This is a genomic window from Pedococcus ginsenosidimutans (genome assembly GCF_039544395.1).
GTDB lineage: Bacteria > Actinomycetota > Actinomycetes > Actinomycetales > Dermatophilaceae > Pedococcus > Pedococcus ginsenosidimutans.
In genome coordinates this window covers 221963-246653 of the sequence record NZ_BAABLO010000001.1, presented here as the reverse complement: position 1 = coordinate 246653, position 24691 = coordinate 221963, and the positions used below count along the sequence as shown (strand labels likewise).

27 protein-coding genes are annotated in these 24691 nt (G+C 72.7%); 15 read left to right on the top strand and 12 right to left on the bottom strand.

Annotated elements, in window-relative coordinates:
• Position 1: 1 nt before the first annotated feature.
• The 7 genes from ABEA42_RS01270 to ABEA42_RS01240 form a co-directional block, all read right to left on the bottom strand.
• Positions 2–904, bottom strand: a complete 903-nt coding sequence (locus ABEA42_RS01270; protein WP_345500605.1) for an HhH-GPD family protein — start codon at positions 902–904, stop codon at positions 2–4.
• Positions 901–1977, bottom strand: coding sequence for a DNA integrity scanning diadenylate cyclase DisA (gene disA, locus ABEA42_RS01265; protein WP_345500603.1), 1077 nt, complete (start codon positions 1975–1977; stop codon positions 901–903). Before disA ends, ABEA42_RS01270 begins: the two co-directional genes overlap by 4 nt.
• Before the next feature lie 44 nt (positions 1978–2021).
• Positions 2022–3407, bottom strand: coding sequence for a DNA repair protein RadA (gene radA / locus ABEA42_RS01260; RefSeq protein WP_345500602.1), 1386 nt, complete (start codon positions 3405–3407; stop codon positions 2022–2024).
• Positions 3408–3478: 71 nt separating this feature from the next.
• Positions 3479–3910: an SRPBCC family protein gene (locus tag ABEA42_RS01255; RefSeq protein ID WP_345500600.1), complete on the bottom strand. Its 432-nt coding sequence runs from the start codon at positions 3908–3910 to the stop codon at positions 3479–3481.
• Between the two features lie 43 nt (positions 3911–3953).
• Positions 3954–4664 carry a class I SAM-dependent methyltransferase gene (locus ABEA42_RS01250; RefSeq protein ID WP_345500598.1) on the bottom strand — a complete coding sequence of 237 codons (711 nt, stop codon included), beginning with the start codon at positions 4662–4664 and terminating at the stop codon, positions 3954–3956.
• The gene (locus tag ABEA42_RS01245; protein ID WP_345500596.1) at positions 4661–5461 is read right to left on the bottom strand and encodes a hypothetical protein; all 801 of its coding nucleotides are present in this window, start codon (positions 5459–5461) and stop codon (positions 4661–4663) included. Before ABEA42_RS01245 ends, ABEA42_RS01250 begins: the two co-directional genes overlap by 4 nt.
• A gap of 9 nt (positions 5462–5470) precedes the next feature.
• Positions 5471–5983, bottom strand: coding sequence for a hypothetical protein (locus tag ABEA42_RS01240; RefSeq protein WP_345500594.1), 513 nt, complete (start codon positions 5981–5983; stop codon positions 5471–5473).
• Between the two features lie 79 nt (positions 5984–6062).
• Here ABEA42_RS01240 and ABEA42_RS01235 point away from each other — a divergent pair, with 79 nt between their 5' ends.
• The 9 genes from ABEA42_RS01235 to ABEA42_RS01195 all read left to right on the top strand — a co-directional run bounded on the left by ABEA42_RS01235 (position 6063) and on the right by ABEA42_RS01195 (position 13208).
• Complete coding sequence (locus tag ABEA42_RS01235; RefSeq protein WP_345500592.1) at positions 6063–6989, top strand: Ppx/GppA family phosphatase; 927 nt, start codon at positions 6063–6065, stop codon at positions 6987–6989.
• Positions 6990–7210: 221 nt separating this feature from the next.
• Positions 7211–8035 carry a sugar phosphate isomerase/epimerase family protein gene (locus ABEA42_RS01230; RefSeq protein WP_345500591.1) on the top strand — a complete coding sequence of 275 codons (825 nt, stop codon included), beginning with the start codon at positions 7211–7213 and terminating at the stop codon, positions 8033–8035.
• Positions 8032–8643: a TetR/AcrR family transcriptional regulator gene (locus ABEA42_RS01225; protein WP_345500590.1), complete on the top strand. Its 612-nt coding sequence runs from the start codon at positions 8032–8034 to the stop codon at positions 8641–8643. Before ABEA42_RS01230 ends, ABEA42_RS01225 begins: the two co-directional genes overlap by 4 nt.
• 46 nt (positions 8644–8689) lie before the next feature.
• Positions 8690–9415 carry an ABC transporter ATP-binding protein gene (locus ABEA42_RS01220; protein ID WP_345500589.1) on the top strand — a complete coding sequence of 242 codons (726 nt, stop codon included), beginning with the start codon at positions 8690–8692 and terminating at the stop codon, positions 9413–9415.
• A complete protein-coding gene (locus ABEA42_RS01215; RefSeq protein ID WP_345500587.1) occupies positions 9412–10146 on the top strand; it encodes an ABC transporter permease in 735 nt (244 codons plus the stop codon). The genes ABEA42_RS01220 and ABEA42_RS01215 overlap by 4 nt, the downstream gene beginning before the upstream one ends.
• A 152-nt stretch (positions 10147–10298) precedes the next feature.
• The gene (locus ABEA42_RS01210; protein ID WP_345500586.1) at positions 10299–11249 is read left to right on the top strand and encodes a proline dehydrogenase family protein; all 951 of its coding nucleotides are present in this window, start codon (positions 10299–10301) and stop codon (positions 11247–11249) included.
• Between the two features lie 37 nt (positions 11250–11286).
• Positions 11287–12093 carry a pyrroline-5-carboxylate reductase gene (proC, locus tag ABEA42_RS01205; protein ID WP_345500584.1) on the top strand — a complete coding sequence of 269 codons (807 nt, stop codon included), beginning with the start codon at positions 11287–11289 and terminating at the stop codon, positions 12091–12093.
• On the top strand, positions 12086–12628 hold the full coding sequence (locus ABEA42_RS01200; RefSeq protein ID WP_345500582.1) for a GNAT family N-acetyltransferase: 543 nt from the start codon (positions 12086–12088) through the stop codon (positions 12626–12628). Before proC ends, ABEA42_RS01200 begins: the two co-directional genes overlap by 8 nt.
• A gap of 55 nt (positions 12629–12683) precedes the next feature.
• The gene (locus ABEA42_RS01195) at positions 12684–13208 is read left to right on the top strand and encodes a GNAT family N-acetyltransferase (RefSeq protein ID WP_345500581.1); all 525 of its coding nucleotides are present in this window, start codon (positions 12684–12686) and stop codon (positions 13206–13208) included.
• Between the two features lie 34 nt (positions 13209–13242).
• Here the strand turns inward: ABEA42_RS01195 and ABEA42_RS01190 are convergent, their stop codons facing one another.
• Positions 13243–13908, bottom strand: coding sequence for a potassium channel family protein (locus ABEA42_RS01190; protein ID WP_345500579.1), 666 nt, complete (start codon positions 13906–13908; stop codon positions 13243–13245).
• Between the two features lie 108 nt (positions 13909–14016).
• On the opposite strand from ABEA42_RS01190, the gene ABEA42_RS01185 reads away from it, so the two are divergent.
• Together ABEA42_RS01185 and ABEA42_RS01180 are read left to right on the top strand one after the other, a co-directional pair.
• Entirely contained in the window at positions 14017–15213 is a 1197-nt protein-coding gene (locus tag ABEA42_RS01185; protein ID WP_345500578.1) for an acetoin utilization protein AcuC, read from the top strand.
• Between the two features lie 162 nt (positions 15214–15375).
• Positions 15376–15576: a helix-turn-helix domain-containing protein gene (locus tag ABEA42_RS01180; RefSeq protein ID WP_056915613.1), complete on the top strand. Its 201-nt coding sequence runs from the start codon at positions 15376–15378 to the stop codon at positions 15574–15576.
• A 99-nt stretch (positions 15577–15675) separates the two neighbouring features.
• On the opposite strand, the gene ABEA42_RS01175 is transcribed toward ABEA42_RS01180, so the two are convergent.
• Positions 15676–18924: a M36 family metallopeptidase gene (locus ABEA42_RS01175; protein ID WP_345500576.1), complete on the bottom strand. Its 3249-nt coding sequence runs from the start codon at positions 18922–18924 to the stop codon at positions 15676–15678.
• A 247-nt stretch (positions 18925–19171) separates the two neighbouring features.
• Here ABEA42_RS01175 and ABEA42_RS01170 point away from each other — a divergent pair, with 247 nt between their 5' ends.
• Both ABEA42_RS01170 and ABEA42_RS01165 read left to right on the top strand, forming a co-directional pair.
• On the top strand, positions 19172–19270 hold the full coding sequence (locus ABEA42_RS01170) for a 30S ribosomal protein bS22 (RefSeq protein WP_003792170.1): 99 nt from the start codon (positions 19172–19174) through the stop codon (positions 19268–19270).
• A 147-nt stretch (positions 19271–19417) separates the two neighbouring features.
• Positions 19418–20467 (top strand): NAD-dependent epimerase/dehydratase family protein, encoded by a 1050-nt coding sequence (locus ABEA42_RS01165; protein ID WP_345500575.1) that lies wholly within the window; start codon positions 19418–19420, stop codon positions 20465–20467.
• Here ABEA42_RS01165 and ABEA42_RS01160 read toward each other — a convergent pair.
• Positions 20433–21035: a hypothetical protein gene (locus tag ABEA42_RS01160; protein ID WP_345500574.1), complete on the bottom strand. Its 603-nt coding sequence runs from the start codon at positions 21033–21035 to the stop codon at positions 20433–20435. The two genes, ABEA42_RS01165 and ABEA42_RS01160, sit on opposite strands and share 35 nt — an antisense overlap.
• Positions 21036–21057: 22 nt before the next feature.
• Here ABEA42_RS01160 and ABEA42_RS01155 point away from each other — a divergent pair, with 22 nt between their 5' ends.
• Positions 21058–22020 carry a lysophospholipid acyltransferase family protein gene (locus ABEA42_RS01155; protein WP_345500573.1) on the top strand — a complete coding sequence of 321 codons (963 nt, stop codon included), beginning with the start codon at positions 21058–21060 and terminating at the stop codon, positions 22018–22020.
• A 73-nt stretch (positions 22021–22093) separates the two neighbouring features.
• Here ABEA42_RS01155 and ABEA42_RS01150 read toward each other — a convergent pair whose 3' ends face one another.
• Both ABEA42_RS01150 and ABEA42_RS01145 read right to left on the bottom strand, forming a co-directional pair.
• Positions 22094–23287, bottom strand: coding sequence for a hypothetical protein (locus ABEA42_RS01150; RefSeq protein WP_345500571.1), 1194 nt, complete (start codon positions 23285–23287; stop codon positions 22094–22096).
• 108 nt (positions 23288–23395) lie between these two features.
• Positions 23396–24178, bottom strand: a complete 783-nt coding sequence (locus ABEA42_RS01145) for a sigma-70 family RNA polymerase sigma factor (protein ID WP_345500570.1) — start codon at positions 24176–24178, stop codon at positions 23396–23398.
• A gap of 243 nt (positions 24179–24421) precedes the next feature.
• Here ABEA42_RS01145 and ABEA42_RS01140 point away from each other — a divergent pair, with 243 nt between their 5' ends.
• A complete protein-coding gene (locus ABEA42_RS01140; RefSeq protein ID WP_345501404.1) occupies positions 24422–24643 on the top strand; it encodes a glutaredoxin family protein in 222 nt (73 codons plus the stop codon).
• Positions 24644–24691: the final 48 nt, after the last annotated feature.

Below are 24691 nucleotides of genomic sequence, written 5' to 3'. Positions count from 1 at the left end.
CTCAGCTCGCCTCCCGCGCCCCGGGCAGCTGGTAGAACCCACGCGCGAGCGGCTCGACGAGTCCGTCGGCGACGAGCGAGTCGAGGCAGCGCTCGCGCTGCAGGGCAAGGGAGGACACCGCCTCGATGCGTTCGCGCGACACGGGTCCGTCGCTCTCGCGCAGGACCCGCAGCAGGGCGCCACGCATCTGGCGATCGGTGCCCTCCCAGGCCTGTCCGCGCCGAGGCGGCCCCTCGTGGGCCGGGCTGCCCGCGAGCCGCCAGGCGCACAGTGCCCGGATGGGGCAGGCGTCGCAGCGCGGGCTGCGCGAGCTGCACACCAGGGCACCGAGCTCCATCACGGCGACGCTCCACGTGCGCGCCCGGTCGGCCTCCAGGGGCACGAGGGCGGCTGCGGTCTCCAGCTCGGCGCGGGTCGGCGACGGGGCGGCGTACGCGTCACCGGTCACGGCACGCGCCAGCACGCGCCGGACGTTGGTGTCGACCACGGTGGTGCGCTCGCCGAACGCGAAGGTCGCCACGGCCGCAGCGGTGTAGGTGCCGACACCGGGCAGCGTGGAGAGCTCGGCCTCGGTGCTGGGGACGGCGCCGTCGAACCTCTCGGTGATGGCGACGGCAGCCGCGTGCAGGCGCAGGGCACGTCGTGGGTAGCCGAGCCGGCCCCAGGCCCGCACGGCCTCACCCGGGGGCTGCGCAGCGAGGTCGGTGGGGGTGGGCCAGCGCCGCATCCACTCCACCCAGACCGGCAGGACACGCGCCACCGGGGTCTGCTGCAGCATGACCTCCGAGACGAAGATGCCCCAGGGCGTGGCGTCGTCGGTGCGCCACGGCAGGTCACGCGCGGCGGTGGAGTACCACTCCAGCACCCGCTCGTGCAGCCGCTCGGTGGCGGCCCGGCTGCTCACACGTAGCGTTCGAGGATGCTCGACTCGGCGAGGCGCGACAGGCCCTCGCGGACGGCGCGGGCGCGGCCCTCGCCGACCCCCTCGACGTCCATGAGCTCCTCGAGGTTGGCGGCGAGCAGCTTCTGCAGGCTCCCGAAGTGGTCGACGAGCCGGTCGACGATGGCGCCAGGAAGCCGCGGCACCTTGCTGAGCAGGCGGTAGCCGCACGGGCTCACGGCCGAGTCGAGGGCGTCGCCGCCGATGGCGAATCCGACCGCCTTGGCGCCGGCGGAGAGGTCGAGCAGCTCGGTGGAGGTGAGCTCCTCGAGCGCGGCCATCGCCTCGTCGAGCTGCAGGCCCGCGCGGGTCACCGGCAGGTAGTCGCGGATGACGAGCTCGCGGTCGTTGCCGAGGCCGCCGGTGAGCTCCTCGAGCTGGAGGGTCAGCAGGCGGCCGTCGACGCCGAGCTCGACGACGTAGCCGGAGATCTCGTCGCGGATCCGGCGGACCATCTCCAGGCGCTGCAGCACGCTGGCGACGTCGCGGACGGTGACGAGGTCCTCGATCTCGAGGGCCGACAGGGTGCCAGTGACCTCGTCGAGGCGGGACTTGTAGCGCTCGAGGGTCTGCAGTGCCTGGTTGGCGCGCGACAGGATCGCGCTGGAGTCCTCGAGCACGTGACGGCGGCCGTCGACGTAGAGGGCGACGATGCGCATCGACTGGCTGACCGACACCACGGGGTACCCGGTCTGCTTGGCGACGCGCTCGGCCGTGCGGTGCCGGGTGCCGGACTCGCTCGTCTCGATCGAGGGGTCGGGGACGAGCTGGGTCGCCGCGCGCAGGATCCGCGACACCTCGCGGTCGACGACGATGGCGCCGTCCATCTTGGCGAGCTCGCGCAACCTCGTGGCGGAGAACTCGACGTCGAGCGGGAAGCCGCCCGTCGCGAGGCTCTCCACGGTGCGGTCATGGCCGAGGACGATCAGGGCACCGGTGCGGCCGCGCAGGATGCGCTCGAGGCCGTCCCTCAGCTCGGTGCCGGGCGCCACTGCGGCGAGGGTGGCGCGAAGCGCATCGTCCTCGCGAAGATCCACGTCTCAGTCCCCTTGGTGTGCCGCCGGTCCGGTCTGGCGCGAGTCTAACCGTGCGCAGGCTGCAGCGCGGAGTGCACCGCACCACGGATGTCGGGACACTCCACGACGTGCATGCCGGTGGGCACCTGGCCCTGGCTCAGCACGCCCGAGGGGACGTAGGCGGTGCGGAACCCCAGCCGCGCGGCCTCGGCGAGGCGACGGGGTATGCCGCCCACCGGGCGGAGCTCGCCGGCGAGCCCGAGCTCGCCGAAGGCGATGGAGCGCTCGACGAGGGGGCGGTCCATCACCGAGCTCGCGACGGCCAGCGCGATGGCGAGGTCGGAGGCGGGCTCGGTGAGCCGCACGCCGCCCACGGTCGACAGGTAGACGTCCGAGCTGCCGATCGGCGCCCCGGCCCGCTTGGCCAGGACCGCGATGATCATGGCGACGCGGGCGGAGTCGAGGCCGCTGGTGGCACGGCGGGGCGTGGGGATCTCGCTCTTGGCGACCAGCGCCTGCACCTCGGTCATGAGGGGCCGACGTCCCTCGAGGGTCACGGTCACGCAGGTGCCGGGGACGGTGAGGGTGCTGCGTGACAGGAACAGCCCGCTGGGGTCGGCGAGCCCGGTGATGCCCGTGTCGCTCAGCTCGAAGCAGCCCACCTCGTCGGTGGGGCCGTAGCGGTTCTTCACCGCGCGCACGAGCCGCAGCTGGGAGTGGCGGTCGCCCTCGAACTGCACGACGACGTCGACGAGGTGCTCGAGCACGCGCGGGCCGGCGATCGAGCCGTCCTTCGTGACGTGGCCGACGAGCAGGGTGGCGATGCCGCGCGACTTGGCGACCTGGATCACCGACGCGGCGACCTCACGCACCTGGCTGACGTTGCCCGCGGAGCCCTCGATGTCGCCGCTGGAGATGGTCTGCACCGAGTCGACGACCACGAGGTCGGGCTCGATGGCCGCGATCTGGCCGAGCACGGTGGCGAGGTCGGTCTCGGAGGCCAGGAAGAGCGAGGTCGCCATGGCCTCGATGCGCTCGGCGCGCATGCGCACCTGCGCCGCCGACTCCTCCCCGCTGACGTAGAGGACCTTGCGGCCGCTGCCGGACCTGGCCGCGCGCGCAGCGACGTCGAGCAGCAGGGTGGACTTGCCGATGCCGGGCTCGCCGGCCACGAGGACCACCGCGCCGGGCACGAGCCCACCGCCGAGGACGCGGTCGAACTCGTCGACGCCGGTCGACCTGGCCTCGGCGCGGCGAACGTCGACGTCGCCGATGGGCAGTGCGGGACGCTCCACCCGGGCTGCTGCCGTGGTGCGCACGGTCACCGCGCCGACCTCGGCGACGGTGCCCCAGGACTGGCACTCGCCGCAGCGACCCACCCACTTGGCGGCGGTCCAGCCGCACTCGCTGCAGCGGTAGCCGCTCGCCCGGGTCGACGCCTTGGTTGCCATGGCGACAACCTACGGGGCGCCCCCGACAGGGACGCCCCGGCCCGTCGACGCCCGTCCGAGGGACCGGTTCGTCAGGACGGCTCGACGACCTTCTTCAGCTCGTCGAGCATGCCCTGCCAGCTCTGCGAGAACTGCTCGGCCTGCTGCTCGTCGGAGCAGCCGTCCTGGCTGAGCGTCACGACCGTCCCGCCATCCTCGGACGACGCCAGCTCGTAGCGGACCGTGTGGTAGTTCTCCGGCCGGTCCTCCTGGCCCATGAGGGGGCTGTAGTGGGTCACTTCCAGGACCCATCCCGGGTCGGCCCTCAGCACCTCGCCCTTGTCCTCGTAGGGCTTGCCGTCCATCTCGCCGGACCAGGTGATCGGGCTGCCGACCGCCCAGTCGGTCTCCACCCGGGTGCCCATCATGTAGCGGGCGACCTGCTCGGGGTCGGTGAGGGCCTCCCACACGCGCTCCCGGTCTGCGGCGACCTCGGTCTGCGCCCTGGCGATGTGTCCAGTCATGCGAACCTCCGTTGGTTGCGGTGCCCCACATCCTGCGCCGGACTCAGAAGCGGCGCCACCAGAGGTTGACGGCGTAGTCGACACCCGTGCCCGGGTGCTCGGCGAGGATGCCCTCGGCCGCGGTGTCCGGGAACTCGATGCGCACGACCGCCTCGAGGTCCTCGCGGCGGTCGAACTCCCACCGGATGGTCAGCGCCTCACGGGACCAGCCCTGGCGACCCCAGAACCGCTCGACGGCGACGGGGTCGTAGGACGGGTTGGCCCGGGCGAACCAGCGCCCGAACGTCGAGCGGGTGGCGTCGTTGTCGATGACGAACGCCGTCCCGCCGGGGCGCACGACCCGCTCGAGCTCGCGCAGGCCGGGCTCGCACCCGGCACCGAAGAAGTAGGCCCAGCGGGCATGGGCGACGTCGACGGCACCGTCCCCGAGCGGCAGGGCCTGGGCGACGCCCTCCTCGACCCGCACCCGCTCCACACCGGCGGTGCGCTGCCGCGCCGCAGCGAGCAGGGGTGGGTGGGGCTCCACGCCCACCACGCTCGCGCAGCCGAGCTCGACGAAGCGCGGCAGGTGGAACCCCGTGCCGCACCCCACGTCGAGCAGGTCGGCGCCCTCGAACGGGTGCAGCCGGGCCATGGCGGCCTCGATGACGCCGTCGCGGTCGGCACCGAGGTTCTCGACCTCGTAGACGTCGGGAGAGTCCCAGATGTTGGGGCTGCGCGTCGGCGTGGGCCGGGCTGCGGTCGGCTCGTTCACCGGCGCCTGCGGCCCTCCTGCGCGGCCAGCGTCGCCGGGTGGACCATGAGCGGGAGCATCTTGCGGGAGTAGGCGTTCCGCGCGGCCTTCACGCTGGCCAGGTGGGCCTCGCAGCGCACCGCGAGCTCCGCGTACGCCTCCTCGCCCATGAGCTCGACCAGCTCGCCACGGTTGCTGCGGAAGACGGGCTCGCGGCCGACGTGCGCCTCGGGGTTGCCGGAGCAGTACCAGTCGAGGTCGTGCCCGCCGGGCCCCCAGCCGCGCCGGTCGTACTCGGTGATGGTCACCTCCTGCCACGAGGAGCCGTCGGGCAGCTCCACGGTGCGGTAGGTGCGGCGGATGGGCAGCTGCCAGCACACGTCGGGCTTGACCGTGTGGGGCTCCTTGCCGTGCAGCACGGCGTGCTGGTGGAGCGCGCAGCCGGCGCCGGCCGGGAAGCCGGGGCGGTTGAGGAAGATGCAGGCGCCGTCGACGACCTTGGTCTTGAGGGCGTCGTCCTCGGGCTCGGTCCAGGCGGAGAGCGCGGTCGTCCCGGGGTGGTGCTGCCACTCGTCCTCGCCGAGCTCCTTGACCACCTTCTTGACGCGCTTGACGTCGTCGTCGTCGGTGAAGTGGGCGCCGAGCGTGCAGCAGCCGTCGTCGGGCCGGTCGGCGTAGATGCCCTGGCAGCCGCTGCCGAAGATGCAGGTCCAGCTCGACGTCAGCCAGGTGAGGTCCACCCGGAACCGCTGGCTGCTGTCGGCCGGGTCGGTGAACTCCACCCAGAGGCGGGGGGTGTCGAGCGGTGTTTCGGGCACGCGGCAACCCTACGGCGTGCTGACGCCCACGGAGGTCCCGGCCCGCGCCCGGCGGCGCCGTGCGAGGAGCATGCCCCCGACGACGAGCAGCAGCACCGCGGTCGCGGCCCAGCTGAGCCGGGTGAGGTCGGCGAACACGTCGGAGAACTGCACCGCGCGCCCGGGCGAGGCGTCCGCCGGGTCGCCGGGCTTCGAGAGCAGGTCCAGCCCCATCGGCACGAGCAGCACCGCGGGCAGGGCGAGCACCAGCAGCCCCCAGCGCGAACCCGCGAGCAGCCCCGCCACGAGCAGCAGCGCCACGGGCGGCAGGGCGGCCAGGCAGGCCATGCCCGACTCGACGTACTGGCTGCGCGAGGGCGTGTCGCCGAAGAACGGGGCCGTGTTGATGGCTGCGCCGAACACCGTCCACGCGAGCACGCACCACCCGAGCAGCACGACGCCCGCGGTCACCGGCCACGTGCGGCGTGGCCCGGACCCGCCGGGCCGGTCGGCGAGCCGGAACTGGGACGAGGCGGTTGTCATGGACCCAGTCTGTCCCGGTACGTCCCCTCCCGCTCCCGGGAACGGCGGTCCACCGGGGTGGCGCCGCTACCGTGTGCGCATGCGCCTCGGGGTGGTCGACGTCGGTTCCAACACGGTCCACCTGCTCGTCGTCGACGCGCACCGGGGTGCCCAGCCGCTGCCCGCGACGTCGCACAAGATCGAGCTGCGGCTCTCCGAGCACGTGACCGACGACGGCCTGATCTCCTGGTCGGGGGAGCGGGCGCTCGCAGGGTTCATCACCCAGTGCCTCGAGGTGGCCGAGGACCAGGGTGTCGAGCAGGTCATGGCGTTCGTGACCAGCGCCGTCCGGGAGGCCCCGAACGGTGACGAGGTGCTCGCACGGGTGCACGCCGAGACCGGTCAGGCCCTGCAGGTGCTCACGGGGGAGGACGAGGCGCGCCTCACGTTCCTGGCGGTGCGGCGCTGGTTCGGCTGGTCGAGCGGCACCCTGATGGTCGTCGACATCGGTGGCGGGTCGCTGGAGCTCGCCGCCGGCATGGACGAGGAGCCGGACGCGGCGGTGAGCCTGCCGCTCGGGGCCGGACGCCTCACCCGCGACCTGCTCCCCGGCGACCCGCCGTCCCCCGAGGTGGTGCGCGAGGCTCGCCGCGCCATACGGGTCCGGCTCGCCAGCGAGGTGCGCCCGCTGACCAAGGCAGGCCCGCCGGACCGGGCCGTGGGGACCTCGAAGACTTTGCGCTCCCTCGCCCGCATCACGGGGGCCGCGCCGAGCAGTGAGGGCCCGTACGCGGCGCGCCACCTCGAGCGCGCGGCCCTCGGTGGGCTGGTGGGCCGGCTGTCGGGGCTGACGGCCGCCCGTCGCGCGGAGCTCCCCGGGGTGTCCCCGGGCCGGTCGCGCCAGCTGCTCGCCGGGGCGCTGGTGGCCGAGGCGGCGATGGACCTGCTCGACCTCGAGCGCCTCGACATCTGCCCGTGGGCGCTGCGGGAGGGCGTCATCCTCGACCGGCTCGACACCCTGCGCTGACCCTCGCCCGTCCGTACCCTCGCGGCGTCGCCTCCTGGCGTCGCCCGCCCCATACCCCCGAAGTCTGGGACTTCGGGTGAACGTGCGCCTCCATGACCCGAAGTCTGGGACTTCGGGCGAAGGTGCGTCTCCGTGCCCCGAGGTCTGGGACTTCGGGCGGGGGTATGGGTCAGCCGCCCGCCCACAGTGCCCGCCCAGCGACCGTGGGTAGGCTCGGCCCCATGCCCTCGGCGGTCTCGGTTCCCGGTGCCACGGTGGCGCTGTCGACCGCCTCGGTCTACCCGGACAACTGCGCCGCAGCCTTCGCGATGGCCGCCCGGCTCGGCTACGACGGCGTCGAGGTCATGGTGTGGACCGACCCCGTTACGCAGGAGGCCGGTGCCCTCTCGGCGCTCAGCGACCTCCACGGCCTGCCCATCGTGTCGATCCACGCGCCGACGCTGCTGCTGACCCAGCGGGTGTGGGGACCTGACCCGTGGACGAAGGTCGACAAATCGATCGAGCTGGCCCAGGAGGTGGGCGCCTCGACCGTGGTGCTGCACCCGCCGTTCCGGTGGCAGAAGGACTACGCCCGCGAGTTCGTCGAGGGGGTGGCACTGCGCGAGCACGAGACGGGGGTCGCCCTCGCCGTCGAGAACATGTTCCCGTGGCGGGCCCGCCAGCGGGAGTTCGAGGCCTACCTGCCGCACTGGGACCCCGTGCCCCAGGCCTACGACAACGTCACCCTCGACCTGTCCCACACCGCCACGGCCGGGTCGGACGCGATGGAGATGGCCCGTACGCTCGGCCCGCGCCTGGCCCACGTGCACCTCGCCGACGGCCTCGGCTCGGTCAAGGACGAGCACCTCGTACCCGGTCGTGGCCTGCAGCCGTGCGCGGAGTTCCTCGAGATGCTGGCGACGTGGGGCTACGACGGCCCCGTCGTCGTCGAGGTGGGCACCCGCAAGCTCGGCCCGGAGCAGCGTGAGGTCGACCTCGCCGAGGCCCTCGCGTTCGCCCGGCTCCACCTGGCGACCGCGGTCACCGCCGTCGGCGAGTCCCGGTGAGCCCCCGCGGCCGCCGGCCGGGGGGCGTCGACACCCGTGCGGCCATCCTCACCGCCGCGCGTGCCGACTTCGCCGAGCAGGGGTATGACGCCACGTCCGTGCGTGGCATCGCCCGCCGTGCCGAGGTGGATCCCGCGCTGGTGCACCACTACTTCGGTGGCAAGGCCAAGCTGTTCGCCGCGGTGCTCGACATCCCCGCCGACCCGGCTGCCCTCATCGGTGCGGTCGTGCAGGGCCCACGTGACCAGGTCGGGGAGAGCTTGGTGCGGACGTTCCTGTCGGTGTGGGACTCCGACGAGGGCAGGCAGCGGTTCCAGGCGCTGCTGCGGTCGGCGGTGACCCACGACGAGGCCACCCTCATGCTGCGCGAGTTCCTCACCCGCGAGGTCTTCGGCCGGGTCGTGCGGGAGCTGGCCGCGTCAGCGGGGAGCGGTCGGGTCCCCACGCACCAGGTCGAGCTGCGGGCGGGGTTGGCGGCGTCGCAGATGATCGGGCTGGCGGTGATGCGCTACATCGTCGAGCTGCCCGCCGTGGTCGCCGCGAGCCACGACGAGCTCGCGGTGATGCTCGGCCCGACCCTGCAGGGGTACCTCGCCCCCGACGACTGACCATCGACCCTTGTCCGCCCCCTCCCCCGGGTCTACTATTCATCGCATGATGAATAACGTCATCGAGATCGAGGGGTTGAGGGTCGAACGCGGCGGCCGCACCGTCCTGCCGGACCTCAGCGTGGTGGTTCCGTCAGGTCAGGTCGTCGGCCTGCTCGGACCCAGCGGCAGCGGGAAGTCGACCCTCATCCGCACCGTCGTCGGGGTGCAGGTCGTCGCCGCAGGCAGCGTGCAGGTGCTCGGGGAGCCCGCCGGGTCGCCGGGGCTGCGTCACCGCATCGGCTACGTCACGCAGGACCCCAGCGTCTACGACGACCTGTCCGTGCGCGCCAACGTGCGCTACTTCGCCGCGATGCTCGGTGCCCCGAGCTCCTCGGCAGACGACGCCATCGCCGCCGTCGACCTCACCGATCACGCCGACGCGCTGGTCGGCCGGCTCTCCGGGGGTCAGCGGTCGAGGGTGTCGCTCGCCGCCGCCCTCGTCGGTGACCCCGAGCTCCTCGTCCTCGACGAACCCACCGTCGGGCTCGACCCGGTGCTCCGTCGCGACCTGTGGGGGCTGTTCGACCGCCTTGCGGCGCAAGGCCGTTCGCTGCTCGTGTCGAGCCACGTGATGGACGAGGCCGCCCGGTGCGACCGGTTGCTGCTCCTGCGCGAGGGCCGCGTGCTGGCCGACGCGACACTCCCGGAGCTGCTCGAGCGCACCGGCGCCACCGACGCCGAGGGCGCGTTCCTCGCCCTGATCGACCGCGCCGAGGAGGCCGCCCGATGAACGTCCACCGCACCCTCGTCACCGCCGGCCGGGTCCTGGCCCAGCTGCGGGCCGACCACCGCACCATCGGGCTCATGCTCGTGGTCCCGTGCGTGCTCATCGGCCTTCTGGCCTGGATCTTCCAGGACACCCCGGTCTTCGACGGTCTAGGCGCCCCCCTTCTCGGTGTCTTCCCGTTCGTGGTCATGTTCATCGTGACCAGCGTGGCCACCCTGCGCGAACGCACCTCGGGGACGCTTGAACGGCTGCTCACCACCCCCATGGGCAAGGGCGACTTCATGCTCGGCTACGCCCTTGCCTTCGGGGTCATGGCCGTCCTCCAGGCGCTGGTGGCCACTGCCTTCGCCGTCTGGGTCTGCGGGCTCGACGTGGCCGGACCGCTGTGGCAGCTCGTGGTCGTCGCCGTCCTCGACGCCCTGTTGGGGTCGGCGCTGGGGCTGCTCGCGAGCGGCTTCGCGCGCACCGAGTTCCAGGCGGTGCAGTTCATGCCGGCCTTCGTCCTGCCGCAGTTCCTCCTGTGCGGGCTGCTGGTGGGCCGCGACCGCCTCCCCGACCTGCTGCGCCCCGTCTCCGACGTGCTGCCCCTGTCGTACGCCGTGGACGCCATGAAGGTGGTCACGACGAGCGCCGCCCCCGGCGGCGACGTCCTGGCCGACGCCGTCGTCATCCTGGTCTGGGTGGTCGCCTCGCTGGTGCTCGGCAGCCTCACCCTGCGCCGCCGCACCCCCTGACCGCTCGCGTACGGCGTGCTCGGGCTCGAGCGGGGGAGTCCACGGGGACGTCCGTCCAGGTCGCTGGAGGCTCGCGTACGGGGGACCCCGGAGCTGACGTTAGCCTTGGGGACGGCCTCGGATGGCCACCCCTCGACGTCGGAAGGACCCCTGTGGACGCCAGTGACCTGCTGCGCAACTCCCTGCTCCAGCTCTCCAAGAGCGGGACGGTCCGGCAGGCGGTCGAGAAGGCGCCGGTGAGCCGCAGCGTCGTGCGGCGCTTCGTCCCGGGCGAGCGCACGGCCGACGCGGTGGCCGCGACCGCCGAGCTGCGGGCCACCAACCGGCTCGCGACCATCGACTACCTCGGCGAGGACACCACCGACCTCACCCAGGCGATCCGCACCCGCGACCACTACCTCGAGCTGCTCGCGGCGCTCGCGGACGCCGACCTCTCGCAGCACGGCATGGGCGAGGTGAGCCTCAAGCTCTCGGCGCTCGGCCAGTACCTCCCCGGTGACGGCCACAAGATCGCGCTCGAGCACGCCCGCGAGATCTGCCAGGCCGCGGCCAACGCAGGCACGACCGTCACCCTCGACATGGAGGACCACACCACGACCGACGCCACGCTGGAGTCGCTGCGCGAGCTGCGGCAGGACTTCCCCTGGGTCGGCGCCGTGATCCAGTCCTACCTTCGGCGCAGCGAGGCCGACTGCCGCGACCTCGCCCACGAGGGCAGCCGCGTGCGGCTGTGCAAGGGCGCCTACAAGGAGCCGGAGTCCGTCGCCTACCAGTCGTCGGGGGAGGTCGACCAGAGCTACGTGCGCTGCCTCAAGATCCTCATGGCCGGCGACGGCTACCCGATGGTCGCGAGCCACGACCCCCGGCTGCTCGAGATCACCGCCGCCCTCGCCGACCACCACGGCCGCGACTCCGACAGCTACGAGTACCAGATGCTGTACGGCATCCGGCCCGAGGAGCAGAAGCGCATCGCCGACAGGGGCCACCAGATGCGTGTCTACATCCCCTACGGCGAGCAGTGGTACGGCTACCTCATGCGCCGCATGGCCGAGCGTCCCGCCAACACCATGTTCTTCCTGCGCGGTCTCGCCTCGAAGAACTGAGGAGCCCGGCACCGCCACCGGCTGACACACTTCCCCCATGGGAACTGTCGCGATCCTCGGTGCCGGTGTCATGGGTGAGACGTTGCTGTCCGGGCTGGTCCGCTCCGGGCGCAGCGTGGACGACCTGGTCGTCACGGCCCGGCGCCCCGAGCGCGCCGCCGACCTCGTCGAGCGGTACGGCGTGCGCGCCCTGTCCAACGTGGAGGCCGCCCGGGCGGCGGACACGGTGGTGCTGGTCGTCAAGCCGCAGGACATGGCCCTGCTCGTCGAGGAGATCAGCGACCAGCTCTCGCCGGGCAACCTCGTCGTCAGCCTCGCCGCGGGCATCCCGACTGCGTGGCTGGAGGCGCGGCTGCCGGCCGGCGTCGCGGTGGTCCGCGTTATGCCCAACACGCCTGCGCTGGTCGACCAGGGCATGGCCGCGGTCAGCCCGGGCCGCAGCGCCGACGCCGCGCACACCGAGGAGGCCTCCGAGCTGCTGAGGTCGTGCGGGCGCGTGGTCCAGGTCGCCGAGAAGCACCAGGACGCCGTCACAGCCATCAGCGGCTCCGGGCCCGCCTACATCTTCTACGTCGTCGAGGCCATGATCGAGGCCGGCGTCGTGCTGGGGCTGCCCCGGCCGACCGCCACGGAGCTGGTGGTCCAGACCCTGTTCGGCGCGGCGACCATGATGCGCGAGACGGGGCAGCACCCGACCGTCCTGCGCGAGCAGGTCACCTCACCTGGCGGCACGACGGCAGCCGCCCTGCGCCAGCTCGACGACCACAAGGTGAGGGCGGCGTTCATCACCGCGATGGAGGCGGCCGCCAACCGGTCGCACGAGCTGGCGTCCGGCCATGAGTGACAGCGTCCTCGACCCCCAGCCGGTCGACCGGCTCGAGGTGGTCCGCGTCGACGGCTCGAACTGGCGGACCTACCGTGACCTGCGCCTCGCCGCGCTCAGGGGCGCCCCGCGCGCCTTCTGGACGACCTACGACGAGGCGGCTGCCCGCACCGACGAGGAGTGGCAGCGGCTGGTGGGCCAGTCCCGCACGTGGCTGGCTCTGAGCGACGGCGGGGCCGTCGGCTCCGTGGGCGCCTTCCAGGTGCCCGAGGGGCCGGACGACGAGTGCGTCCTGGTGGGCATGTGGGTCGACCCGTCGGCGCGCGGCAAGCAGGTGGGTGAGCGACTGGTGCGTACGGTGCTCGAGGCAGCGGTGCGGGACGGGCTGCGGCGCGTCGTGCTGGAGGTGGCCCACGAGAACACCCCGGCGCGGGCCCTCTACGAGCGCATGGGTTTTCGCCCCACGGGCAGGACGGGCGTGATGCCGCACGAGCCCTCCGTCACCGAGTTCGAGATGGCCGTGGTCCTCAGCGAGCTCCCAGCCGGCTCTTGGTGAACTCTGGGAAAACCCATCTGACGGCGCGGCCCCTGCGCGTGCGAGAGTGTTCCGCATGAGCGACATCACCGTGCGCCGACTGGGCGAGGACGAGTGGGAGCAGTACCGGACGGCCCGCCTGAGCGCCCTGGAGGAGTCACCCGAGGCCTTCGTCGCGACCGCCGACGAGGAACGTGCCTACGACGAGGACTTCTGGCGCGCCCGCATGCGTCGCTCCCAGCGGCTGCTCGCCGAGGTCGAGGGCCAGTCCGTGGGCGTGGCCAGCATCGGTCAGGCCCAGGAGGCCAACGACAAGGTGGCCGAGCTCTTCGGGCTGTGGGTCGCGCCGTCGGCGCGCGGCACCGGGGTGGCCACCCGCCTGGTCCAGGCTGGTGCGGACGCGGCTCGCGAGCAGGGCCGCACCCACCTCGCGTACTGGGTGGGGTCGGACAACGGTCGCGCCGTCGCCTTCGCCAGCGGGTTCGGCTTCCGCCCCACCGACAGCCGCCGCCCGATGCGGGTCAGGAACGGCGACGAGCCCGAGGACGAGATCGCCATGGTCCTGCCGCTGGGCGAGGACCGCGGGACCCCGTCCCTCTGACGCGGACGAGGGCGCCCCTGGCGCCCATTCCTGCCTAGGGGCGTGAGGCGAAGCGGTCGAGCAGGTCGGTGGGACCGCTGACGATGAGGGTGTCGTGGGCGGTGACCTTGGTCTCCGGGACGGCATAGGTGAAGTCGTGGCCGGGCGCCTTGACCCCGACCACGGTGACGCCGTACTTGCTGCGGATCTGGCTCTGCCCCAACGTGAAGCCGATCGACTCCTGCGGCGGCTTCATCTTCACGATCGCGAAGCCGTCGTCGAACTCGATGTAGTCCATGAGCTTGCCGTTGACCAGGTGGGCGACCCGTCGCCCGCTCTCGGCCTCGGGGGAGATGACGTGGTGGACGCCGATCCGGTCGAGGATCCGCGCGTGCTCGGGGCTGAGGGCCTTGGCCCAGATCGTGGGGATGCCGGCGTCGACGAGGTTCATCGCGCACAGCACCGACGCCTCCACCGACGACCCGATGCCCACGACGGCCAGCTTGAAGCTGCGGGCCTTGAGGTTGGCCGCGGACTGGGGCTGGGCGGCGTCCGCCTGCACGATGCGGGAGACCTTGCCCAGGAACGTCTCCGCCAGCGCGGGGTCGCGCTCGACGGCGACGACGTGGTGGCCGAGACGCTGGAGCTCGACGGCGACGGCACCACCGAAGCGACCCAGCCCGATCACGAGGACGTCGTCCTCGTACAGCTTCTTACCCACTTGAGCGGCCCTCCGCGGCGTCGTCGACGTGAGGGCGCCACGCTACCGCGTCCCTGCAGGTGGGACCGTGCTGTCCGCGGGGGCGACCGCACGGGTAGCGTTCCCGTCATGCCCTCACAGGTGCGGGTGGTCTGGGACCCAGGCTTCACCGCCTACGACTTCGGGCCGGGCCACCCGATGAACCCGGTCCGGCTCGACCTGACCGCCCGGCTGTGCGAGGCGCTCGGTGTCTTCGATGCTGCCGGGGTCGAGGTGTTCTCGCCCGAGGTGCCCGACGACGCGGTGCTCGAGACGGTCCACGACCCCCTCTACGTCGCGGCGGTCCGGGCCGCGTCCAAGGACCCTGACTCGGCCGACGGCTCGATGGGGCTCGGCACCGAGGACGACCCGGCGTTCAGCGGCATGCACGAGTCCAGCGCCCGGGTGGCCGAGGGCACCCGCGTGGTCTGCGCCGACGTGTGGGAGGGGCGTACCGAGCACGGGGTCAACTTCTGCGGGGGCCTGCACCACGCCATGGCCGGCAACGCCTCGGGCTTCTGCATCTACAACGACATCGCGGTCGGCATCCAGTGGCTGCTCGACCACGGCGCCGAGCGGGTCGCCTACGTCGATGTCGACGTGCACCACGGCGACGGCGTCGAGCGGATCTTCTGGGACGACCCCCGGGTCCTCACCATCTCGCTGCACGAGTCGGGGCGCGCCCTGTTCCCCGGCACCGGGTTCGCCGGCGACGTCGGTGGTCCGTCCGCGCAGGGTGAGGCCGTCAACGTCGCCCTGCCTCCCGGCACCGGAGACTCCGCGTGGTTGCGCGGGCTGCACGCCACGGCCCTGCCGCTCGTGCGGGCGTTCAGGCCCGACGTGCTGGTCACCCAGCACGGCTGCGACACCCACGTGCAGGACCCCCTCGCCCACCTCGCCCTGTCGGTCGACGCCCAGCGCGCGGCGGCCGAGGCCCTGCACCGCCTCTCCCACGAGGTGTGCCAGGGGCGCTGGGTCGCCCTCGGGGGTGGCGGCTACGAGGTCGTCGACGTCGTGCCGCGGACGTGGACGCACCTCACCGCGATCGCGGCCCACCAGCCGGTGGCCCTGACCGAGCCGGTGCCGGAGGAGTGGCTGGACCACGTCCAGACCCTGCTCGGACGAGTCGGTCCGCGCCGGATGGGCGACCGCGACCCGGCCGAGGGGCCGATCTGGCACCAGCCCTGGGACATGGGCTACAACCCGCACAGCGAGGTCGACCGGGCGGTCATGGCGACCCGGCAGGCCGTCTTCCCCCTGCACGGCCTCGACCCCTGGTTCGACTGACATTTCCTCCCTTGTGCGGCGTGTCGACTGGACATCGTGGGGCAAGTTTTCCCATTGACTTCCCCACGAGTCACATCTGCCCCTACAGTTCCTCATGCACGAGCGTAGGAGTCCGCCGGAGGGGAAGCCGGCGATGCGCGCGTGCAGAAGATCGAGGTGGACATGTCCAACGAGCGACAGCTCGCCGAGGTGCGGTTCCTGACCGTTGCCGAGGTGGCCTCGATCATGCGCGTGTCGAAGATGACGGTGTACCGCATGGTGCACGCAGGAGAGCTTCCCGCCATCCGCGTCGGCCGGTCCTTCCGGGTCCCGGAAGACGCCGTGCACAAGTACCTGCGCACGTCGTACGTCGACACCGCCTGATCGTCGGCTGAGAGCACGAAGAAGGGGCGGGCCGGGACCGAGGTGGTCCCGGCCCGCCCCTTCCGTGTCACCCAGGCGCTGCGACGGCGGACGGGCTCGTCAGCGGTTGTCGACCGCGGTCACCTGCACGGCCACGTCGGCGCCCGTGTAGAGCTGCGTGACGAGGTAGACCGAGCCCGGCGGGATGACCGCCGACTCGTCGGCTGCGGCGGTGGCCACCGACCCGGTGAGCTGGCAGGCGCTGTCGAGGAAGTACAGGTCCAGGTCGTGCCCCACCGTGGCGTCCGCGTCGCTCGTACCCTTCACCGACACCGAGTGCAGACCGTCGGAGAAACCTGCGGGGAACTTCGTCACCCAGCCGTCCACGCCCTGGCTGGCGGGCGGGAAGGTGCAGGCGGTGCTCATCTCGGTCCCGGTGACCCCGAAGACGTTCTGCAGGCCGGTGGCGTCACCGGCAGCAGGGTTGGGGGCCGTGATGGTGCCGGAGTCGGTGTAGGCCGGGTCGGGCGTGACCGAGCCGTTCTGGACCACCGGACCCGAGCCGAAGACCTCGATGTCGGCGACCTGCGCCTGGGTGGCCGTGTTGCCCTGCACGGAGTCGACGAAGAACCGCACGTAGGCCGCCTTCACCGGGGTCGCCAGGGCGAACGTCGTGAAGTTGAGGTCGGGCGCGGTCGGCCGCGGGGCGGCGTACGCGAAGCCTCCGGTCCGGGCGGTCTTCCAGGTGACGCCGTCGGTCGAGGTCTGGACCGTGAAGTCCTTGAGGGCCGTGAACCGTGAGGCGTTGGTGGCCTTGAACGCGCTGACCCGCACGCTGCTCACGGTGGCGGGCGCGGCCAGCTTCACGGTCACGCGCTCGTCGGGGCCGTCGTTGTACGGCGTGGTGCCGGCCCTGGTCGCCCAGACCGAGGCCGCGGTGTCGTCGAAGGCGAACTTCGCCGGGGCACCGTCGTCCTGGCTCGAGGCGCTGACCACGGTGGCGCCCGCCGCGGTGGAGGCGAGGTTGGGGGCCAGCTTGATCGTGCGGGCCGCGTTCTTCCCGGCGGCGACGGCGAACCCGTCGATGGTCTGCACACCGAAGCCAGGGGCCTGGATGGTCAGCGGGTAGGTTCCGGAGACCGCCTTGACGGAGAAGCCGCCGGTGGAGCCGGTGCGTCCCAGAGGGGTCACCCGTGCCTCGAAGCGACCGAGGATGACCTTCGCTCCGGGCACGGGCTTGCCGGTGGTGGCGTTGAGCACCGTCAGCGCGACCGTGCCGTTGAGGGCTGCAGCCGGGTGGTCGAACCCCGGCGTCGGGTCGGTGTCGTCGCCCGTGACCGACTTCGCCGAGGCGCCGGCACCGCGCCGGGCGAAGACCGACCAGATGAGGTCGGTGTCGTCGCCGTGGAAGCGGTCGAGGTCGGCCGAGAGGATGCCGTCCCGGGCGTCGAGGAAGGACGGGTCGGGGGCGGTGAGCGGCATGCCGTCGGTCACGATGCGGGCTGCGACGTCCGCGCCCTTCACCGCGCCGTATCGCGCCACGAGCGCCTTGCGCAGGTCCCACAGGGTCGCCGTCCAGATCTCGCCGTCGGCGTGGACCTCGGGACCGGTGAGGTCGTAGCCGATGTCGCCGAACGTCGTCGGGTTCTGGTCGTAGTTCCAGTTGCGGATGCCGCGGGTCGCGTTGCCGGTGACGTAGTCGCCGACGATCGGCTTGGTCAGCAACCCGGCGTTGAAGCCGTGGTTGAGCGCGTACCAGTCGGACCAGCCCTCACCCATCGACCCGGCCTGCTGCGAGCCGAGCGCACTGCCGCCGGCGACGTACCGGGTCGACAGGCCGTGGGTGTACTCGTGCTGGATCACGCTCATGTCGAACGAGCCGTCGCGGTAGGGACCCTCGAAGGCGTCGTCGATCGGCTCCCACAGGAACATGCCGCTCCACGGCGGGATGCCGTCGTCGAGCGTCAGCATGTAGGCGTTGTCGCGACCGGTGTAGGTCGGGCTGCCGCCCGAGGCCGCCCCGGCCTGGACGAGGCCACGGATCGCGTCACCGCCCATGCCACCGTTCGACCCGTTGTCCAGCTGGAAGTTGCCGGCCGTCTCGGTGAACCCGAGCGCGTAGTACTCGTCGTGGATCCGGTTGTGCTGGAAGAAGAGGTTGGTCGCGGCGGGGTCGAGGTCCTGGGCGTAGGACGGCGGCACGGTCTGGCCCTTCGTCGCCGCCCACTGGTTGGTGTACGTGTAGCTGAAGTTGCCGGTGGGCGAGACCGGGCGGGGCGCGTTGTCGACGGGCGCGAGGTAGTTGGACCAGTTGGCGTAGGTGTCGGCGTTGTTGCCGTAGGTCGTCACGCCGGTGCCGGCGAGGCTGGTGGGGTCCACCCAGCCCTTGGGTGACTGCGCGCTCGGCCCGAAGGACTGCTGGCGTGGCATTCCGCCCCTGGCGGCCCCGGGGTAGTTGTCGTAGACCGTGCCCTGCGGGTCCTCGGCGTGCTGGACGACGGACGCGCGGTACAGGGTGCGGCCGGTGGTCCCGTCGACCACGACCTCCCACGCCTCGGTCGGGCTCTTGATGAAGTAGACCTTGTAGGCCGCGACGCTGCCGGTCCGCGTGCCGAAGGTGACCTTCTTGGCGTACGAGGGACCGCCGAAGGGGCCGCGCGCGAAGGTCGTGTAGCCCGCCTGGGTTCCCGTGGCCTGTGGGGAGAACGCGATGCCGGGGGCGAGGGCGCCCGCGACCGCGAGCACGGCGCCGCCCTCCCCGAGCACCCAACCGCCGGTGAGGCCTGCTCCCGGGGTGGGGTCGCCCGCGTAGGAGAGGATCCGGCCGTCCTGGGTGACCGCGACGTTGAGCCGGCCCCCGCGGGCAGCGGGCACCCCGGCCGCGGTCTGGACCAGGTCGACGACGTGGGTGCCCGTGCCGGGCAGCGCGTGGTCGCGCACGACGGCGAGCCCGTCGACCTGGGTGGTGGAGAGGCCGAATGCGGCGGCGTTGGCCCGGAGCCAGCTGCGCGCGATGCTGACTGCCGTGCCGCTCGTCGGCGCCGTCAGGGGCTGCTGGCCGCGCAGCGACCGCAGCGTCCCGAACCTCTCGTCCCACGTCGCCCGGGCGCCGTGGCCACTGCGGGACAGGAGTGCGGTGACCGCGTCCTTCGCCGCCGTGGTGGGAACCACCGGGCGGTCGACCGAGCGCGTGTCGAGGGTCTTCGCCAGGGCGTCGACGGTGTCGCCGAGTCCCGTGAGCGCCGAGCCGGGGTCGGCCGTGGGGGGCGAGGCTGTGGCTCCGGCGGCCGAGGACAGGGGGAGTGCGGTGGCGGCCGCGGTGAGCAGGCACACCCCCACGGCGATCGAGTGCTTGCGGGACGACTTCACGGGAATCTCCTGCTGGCTGGCGGGTCCTCGATGACCCGGTCGCGCTGTCAACGAGGCCGCCCGACCTCGGGTTACTCGACTGCTTTGGCGGACTGCCGCCGCTGCCACGTCGGCTTCCCGCCAGCTGCGCGCCGTGGACCGGGTTTGGGTTGGGGCGCGCGGGGCCGCTAGAGTGGCCACCACTGTTCGGCGTGGTGCGTTGGTTCGTTGCCCCGTCCGGCAACACGACCACGACCAAGAGGACACCATGGGCTCTGTCATCAAGAAGCGCCGCAAGCGGATGGCGAAGAAGAAGCACCGCAAGCTTCTGCGCAAGACTCGCCACCAGCGTCGCAACAAGAAGTGATCGAAGGCCCCCGCACCGCGGGGGCCTTTCGTCTGCCCCCACCAGACGCGGCGTCCACGACCGGGACTGGGCCTTCGGCGACCCCGGGTCGCTGGGTAGGGTGGCAGCAGTCGCGACGTCCGTGACCGGCGTACCAGGGGAGGTGCTGTGGCAGAGGTCGTCCTCGTGACCGGCGTCTCCCGCTACCTCGGCGGGAAGTTCGCCCGTCAGCTCACCGCCGACCCGTCCGTCGAGCGCGTCATCGGCGTCGACGTGATCCCCCCGCCGCACGACATCGGCCGGGCCGAGTTCGTCCGGGCGGACATCCGCAACCCCATGATCGGCAAGATCATCGCGCAGGCCGAGGTCGACACCGTCGTCCACATGAACGTCATCGCGACACCGACCCACGCCGGTGGACGGACCTCCCAGAAGGAGATCAACGTCATCGGCACGATGCAGCTCCTCGCGGCGTGCCAGAAGGCGCCGAGCATCCGGCGCCTCGTGGTGAAGTCGTCTGCTGCCGTCTACGGCTCGAGCCCGCGGGACCCGGCCATGTTCACCGAGGACATGGGTCCGAAGGCGTTGCCCCGCGCGGGGTTCGGCAAGGACTCGGTCGAGGTGGAGGGCTACGTGCGCGGGTTCTCCCGCCGCCGCCCCGACGTCGACATCTCGATGCTGCGCTTCGCCAACATCATCGGCCCGGGCATCCGCACCTCGCTCACCGACTACTTCGCCCTTCCCGTGGTGCCCGTGCCGCTCGGCTACGACGCGCGCCTGCAGTTCGTGCACGAGTCCGACGCCGTCGGGGCGCTGCTGCTCGCGACGACCGGCCCGTCGAGCGGGATCACCAACATCGCCGGCGACGGCGTCATCACCGTCACCCAGGCCGCCGGCCTCGCGGGCCGTCCGGTGCTGCCCGTGCCCATGCCGGCCGCGGGGCTCTTCGGCCTCGTCCTCAAGCGCTCCGGCCTCGCCGACTTCAGCAGCGACCAGATCCAGTTCCTCGCCTTCGGCCGCGGCCTGGACACCCGCCGGATGCGCGAGGTGCTCGGCTTCGAGCCCGTGTACTCGACGCGGGCCGCTTTCGAGGACTACGTCCGCGGCATCGCTGCCGTCGTGCCAGGCGGGGCGGCGCTGGGCTCCGCCGTGTCCGGGATGGCAGGCTCCGCGGCGCAGGCCCTCAGCCACGTCTGGCCCGCAGGGAGGAACGACTGATGGCGACCACCCCGAAGAAGACGGCGTCGAAGAAGACTCCGGGGGCGAGGAAGTCCACCGCGAAGACGACCGCGGCGACGTCCACCACCGCGAAGACGGCCGCGAAGACGACCGCGGCGACGTCCACCACCGCGAAGACGGCCGCGAAGACGACCGCGGCGAAGACGGCGGCCGCCAAGCGGACGGCGAAGAAAGCGACCGCCTCCTCGAGTGCCGGTGGCGCACCCCGCCGCGGAGCGCTCGCCGCCGGCGCGGCACGGGCGTCGGGGGAGCGCGCCAAGCGCCGCAGCACCCCGCTGCTGGCCGCCACGACGGTGCCGCCGATGGTGTCGTCCGCCGCGGCCGACAACCGCGCGGAGGCCCGCACCGACGCCCCGGTCGCGAACCCGCTCGACGACTCGAGCACCCAGCCGGCAGCTGCCGCGACCAGCAAGCACCGCCCGCGCCCGCGGCCGGCAGCCAAGGTGGTCCCCAGCCGGAAGGCCGTGGCCAGGTCCGGCGCCCGGACGACCCGACCGGCGAAGGCGGGAGCAGCCAGCAGTGCGGCCCGGCCGGCCCGTGCCCTCAAGGCGGTGCCGGACGATGCTCCCGTGCTCGCCGCCGTACCGGCCCCGGAGGCCACCACCCGCAGCGTCGCCCCGGGCGTGGAGGAGCTCCTGTCGGCCGGCATCGCAGCGGTCCGTGCCGCGGCACAGGCTGCCGGTATCTCCGCCGAGGACGCCGAGCGCCACCTCGCCTCCATGCTGTCCTTCCTGCGGCGCCGACTCACCGGCGACTACTCGGTCGACGAGTTCGGCTTCGACGAGGACTTCACCCGGCACTTCTACCTGCCGGTGCTGCGCCCGCTCTACCGCTCGTGGTTCCGGGTCGAGGTGCGGGGGATCGAGAACATCCCCGCGACCGGTGGCGGGCTCGTCGTGGCCAACCACTCCGGCACGATCGCCATGGACTCGCTGATGACCCAGGTCGCCGTGCACGACGAGCACCCTGCCCACCGCCACCTGCGCATGCTGGGTGCCGACCTGGTGTTCCAGACGCCCGTCGTCGGCCAGATCGCGCGCAAGTCCGGGTCGACCCTGGCGGCCAACCCGGACGCCGAGCGGCTGTTGTCCAACGGCGAGCTCTGCGGGGTGTGGCCCGAGGGCTTCAAGGGAGTCGGCAAGCCGTTCAGCGAGCGCTACAAGCTCCAGCGGTTCGGCCGTGGAGGCTTCGTCTCGGCGGCGCTGCGTACGGGTGCCCCGATCATCCCGTGCTCGATCGTGGGGGCCGAGGAGATCTACCCGATCATCGGCAACATGAAGACCGTGGCGCGGCTCATGGGTGCCCCCTACGCGCCGATCACCCCCACCTGGCCGCTGCTGGGCCCGCTGGGGCTCGTCCCGCTGCCGAGCAAGTGGATCATCGAGTTCGGCTCACCCGTCGAGACGGCCGACCTCGGACCTGCCGCCGCCGACGACCCCATGCTCGTGTTCGACCTCACCGACCAGGTCCGCGAAACCATCCAGCAGACGCTCTACTCACTGCTCATGCAGCGCCGCTCCGTCTTCTTCTGACCCCTGCTGCTCCTGATCAGCAGCGCCACCCGCGCCTGACCGGGCGCACCTCGGGGGTCGGGCGTGGACGGCGTCAGGGTACGGAGAGCGTCACGCCCGGGAGTGTCACCGGTCCCAGCGTGGTGCCCGGCACCGTGGCCGTCACGCCGCCCGTCCCCACGGTGGCCGACGGCAGCGGCACCGAAAGGGTGGCCGAGGGCAGGGGCAGCGTCGCGCTCAGGGTCGGCAGGTTGACGGTGGCCCCTCCGGTGGACAGGGTCGCCCCGCTGCCCCCGCCGCCGACGACGACGCCGCCGGTCCCGCCCGAGACGCTGGGGGCGGGCGGCAGGCCACCGGCCCCACTGGTCACGGGTGCGCCGGGCACGGTCACCGTCACCCCGGTCCGGGTGGGGGCGGCGGTCGAGGTGGCGGACGCGGGGCGGCCGGCGGTGAGCGAGCTGGGCAGCGAGGACGGTCCGAGTCCTGAGCTCAGGGCCGTCGCGCACCCGCCTCCGCACGCGGCGATGCGTCGGGCGGTCGCAACCTCGCTCTGGCGCAGCAACGACTCGAGCCTGCGCAGCGCGGGCAGCGACGCCGCGGGGACCTCGGTGCGCAGCGCGTCGACCTGGGGCAGTGCGCGGGCGGTGAAGTCGCGCATCTCGAGCAGTGCCTGGGGGTTCTGCGTCTCGGACCAGGCCCGGTCCAGCGACCGCTGGCCACCGATGACCGACCCGGTGGCGGCGTCGAGCGCGGTGTCGATGTCCTGGGAGTCGGGCGAGGGGCGGTCGGCGAGGTCGCGGGCGTCGGAGATGTGCTCCTGGGCCTGGTCGAGCTGGGTGCGGCCACGGTCGAGGTCGCTGTCCGCCAGGCGCACGGCCACGCCGTCGAGCCAGCCCTTCACCGGGTACAGCGTGTCGCCGGGCACGGCGCCGCGGGACACCAGGCCCACGACCCCGCCGACGAGGAGTGCGGAGGCGGTCGCGCCGGCGAGCATGCGCGGCAGGCCGCGGCCCACGACGAGTACGGCCGGGGCCGGTCCCGCGGCCGACCGGGCGGCGTTGCCCGTGCGCCGCGCCCGCGTCGACGCGGCAGGCAGGTTGGCGGCCTCGGCGGTCAGGCGCTCGCGCAGGGTGGCGACGAACGCCGGGTCCGGGCCGGGGCCCAGCGACGAGCCCACGGTGGCGAGCCGGCGGCTGGTCTCGAGCAGGCGGTCGAGCTCGTCGTCGGTGATGCGCTCCCCTTCCAGGGCGCGCTGGAACCGATCGGCCGAGCGGTTGATCAGTGGCATGCCGACACCTCCCTCCCCAGCTCGGTCACGGTCTGTCGCGCTGAGAACGACCCGGGTGCGCAGAAGTTACGCGCCGCGCCGTAGCGAAATGTCGTGGGCCCGAGAGGCCTAGAGGTCGACATCGGCCAGCTCCCGGTGGAGGGCACGGACGGCGCGCAGCTGGAGCTGCTTGACCGCACCCTCGGACTTGCCGAGGACCTTGGCGGTCTCGGCCAGCGTCAGGCCCTGCAGGAACCTCAGGACCACGCACTCGGCCTGCTCGGGCTTGAGGTTCTTCACCGCCGTGAGGAGCCGCTCGTCACGCAGCCGCTCGAGGACCTCGTTGTCCGGTGCGGCCTCCACCCGGGGGTCGGCGTCGAGCATGTCGGCCGTGGTCACCTCCATGCGGAAGCGGGCCGACTTGGCGTTGTCGGTGATCAGGTTGCGCGCGATGGTGATGAACCAGGCGGCGATGTCGCGGCCCTGCCAGGAGAAGGAGTCCATGCGCCGCAGGGCCCGCAGGAACGTCTCGGAGGTGATGTCCTCCGCGAGCTGCTGGCCGCCCACGCGCACGTAGACGTAGCGGTAGACCACGTCGACGTAGCGTTCGTAGAGCATGCCGAACGCCTCGGAGTCCCCGCGCTGGGCCAGCTCGACCAGCGCCGAGATGCGCACGAAGTCCTGGGGCGCCTCGCCGGGGCCGAAGCCGGCCCGCGCGGCCCGTCCGCCGTCGGTGTCGCCCGGCCCGTGGCCACCCTGCCCTCCGGAGCCACGGCCCGAGCCGTCGAGGGTGCCGGCGTCGCCGGCGAGGCTGAGCGCGAGCCGCAGCGACTCCAGGAACTGGGCGGTGGCGGCAGCCATGCCGTGGTCCGCGAGCCCGGTGGCGGTCGCGGGCGCCACCGCAGGTGCCATCGCCGGCACCATCGAAGGCCACGGGGAGGGCCGCACGAGGGCGCGACCGAGCCCCGCGAACGGCTTCGCGGCACGACGGCGTGGGCGCATCCTGATGGGGGACCTCCTGGCCGCACAGTTTCGCCGATATCGAGTCGTTTGTCAGGAGACCCGCGTCACACCGCGGACGCCGCGGCCTACGCTGGACGGGTGGCCGAGCACGTACCGAACCCGCACCCCGCCGACGCGGTGCCCCGCGTCCGCATGCTGGGGCGGCCGGGCTGCCACCTGTGCGACGACGCGCGCGCGGTGATCGCCCGGGTCGCGGCCGACCTCGGCGTGCAGTGGGAGGAGCAGTCCGTCCTCGACGACCCGGCGCTGCTGGAGCAGTACGGCGAGCAGATCCCCGTCACCTTCGTCGACGGCCGGCAGCACGACTACTGGCGGGTCGACGAGGCCCGGCTCCGGGCCGCCCTGCAGGCCTGAGCGCCCGCTGGACACGGCGCGCCCCGGCCGCCCGTAGGGTCCGGCGCA

Excerpts from the sequence above, each read along its gene's own strand:
- ABEA42_RS01145 (WP_345500570.1), bottom strand. The coding sequence starts at position 24,178 with ATGGCACCTGCGGTGGCGCCCGCGACCGCCACCGGGCTCGCGGACCAC.
- ABEA42_RS01150 (WP_345500571.1), bottom strand. The coding sequence starts at position 23,287 with ATGCCACTGATCAACCGCTCGGCCGATCGGTTCCAGCGCGCCCTGGAA.
- ABEA42_RS01195 (WP_345500581.1), top strand. The coding sequence starts at position 12,684 with ATGAGCGACATCACCGTGCGCCGACTGGGCGAGGACGAGTGGGAGCAG.
- ABEA42_RS01220 (WP_345500589.1), top strand. The coding sequence starts at position 8,690 with ATGATGAATAACGTCATCGAGATCGAGGGGTTGAGGGTCGAACGCGGC.
- ABEA42_RS01200 (WP_345500582.1), top strand. The coding sequence starts at position 12,086 with ATGAGTGACAGCGTCCTCGACCCCCAGCCGGTCGACCGGCTCGAGGTG.
- proC (WP_345500584.1), top strand. The coding sequence starts at position 11,287 with ATGGGAACTGTCGCGATCCTCGGTGCCGGTGTCATGGGTGAGACGTTG.
- ABEA42_RS01170 (WP_003792170.1), top strand. The coding sequence starts at position 19,172 with ATGGGCTCTGTCATCAAGAAGCGCCGCAAGCGGATGGCGAAGAAGAAG.
- ABEA42_RS01255 (WP_345500600.1), bottom strand. The coding sequence starts at position 3,910 with ATGACTGGACACATCGCCAGGGCGCAGACCGAGGTCGCCGCAGACCGG.
- ABEA42_RS01240 (WP_345500594.1), bottom strand. The coding sequence starts at position 5,983 with ATGACAACCGCCTCGTCCCAGTTCCGGCTCGCCGACCGGCCCGGCGGG.
- ABEA42_RS01235 (WP_345500592.1), top strand. The coding sequence starts at position 6,063 with ATGCGCCTCGGGGTGGTCGACGTCGGTTCCAACACGGTCCACCTGCTC.
- radA (WP_345500602.1), bottom strand. The coding sequence starts at position 3,407 with ATGGCAACCAAGGCGTCGACCCGGGCGAGCGGCTACCGCTGCAGCGAG.
- ABEA42_RS01185 (WP_345500578.1), top strand. The coding sequence starts at position 14,017 with ATGCCCTCACAGGTGCGGGTGGTCTGGGACCCAGGCTTCACCGCCTAC.
- ABEA42_RS01140 (WP_345501404.1), top strand. The coding sequence starts at position 24,422 with ATGCTGGGGCGGCCGGGCTGCCACCTGTGCGACGACGCGCGCGCGGTG.
- ABEA42_RS01230 (WP_345500591.1), top strand. The coding sequence starts at position 7,211 with ATGCCCTCGGCGGTCTCGGTTCCCGGTGCCACGGTGGCGCTGTCGACC.
- ABEA42_RS01180 (WP_056915613.1), top strand. The coding sequence starts at position 15,376 with ATGTCCAACGAGCGACAGCTCGCCGAGGTGCGGTTCCTGACCGTTGCC.
- ABEA42_RS01215 (WP_345500587.1), top strand. The coding sequence starts at position 9,412 with ATGAACGTCCACCGCACCCTCGTCACCGCCGGCCGGGTCCTGGCCCAG.